Source organism: Bacillus hominis, from assembly GCF_018332515.1.
Lineage (GTDB): Bacteria > Bacillota > Bacilli > Bacillales > Bacillaceae_G > Bacillus_A > Bacillus_A hominis.
This window is the reverse complement of sequence record NZ_BOQD01000647.1, coordinates 1-323: the sequence shown is the minus strand read 5'-3', so window position 1 is coordinate 323 and position 323 is coordinate 1. Positions and strand designations below refer to the sequence as shown.

At 26.3% G+C, this 323-nt stretch carries 1 pseudogene; it reads right to left on the bottom strand.

The annotated features are described in order from the left end of the window. A pseudogene (locus KI356_RS28815) lies at positions 1 to 177 on the bottom strand (DUF1835 domain-containing protein); the annotation flags it as partial. Positions 178 to 323: the final 146 nt, after the last annotated feature.

Below are 323 nucleotides of genomic sequence, written 5' to 3'. Positions count from 1 at the left end.
ATTATTCGTCAGCTGCTTAGGTATACTCATCAAGTGTTTAATCGTATCTTCACTATAGTTCTCTTCTAATAAATCTAATTGTATAAGAATGCTTTGCAGTAAATGTTTTGCTTCATCTTCGTACATATCCTCTACAGCATTTTTGATTTTATCTATCACGAAAATCCCTCTATTCATTACTAAAATAACGTAGATTATAGTGTATCATTTTAGTAACGGTGTTTTAAAGTTTTTTATAGATTATATCTAATTATAATTTCATATTAGTACAGTGATATATTAGCGTTAATTTATGTTTATTTCGTATAGATGTTAACATTTCA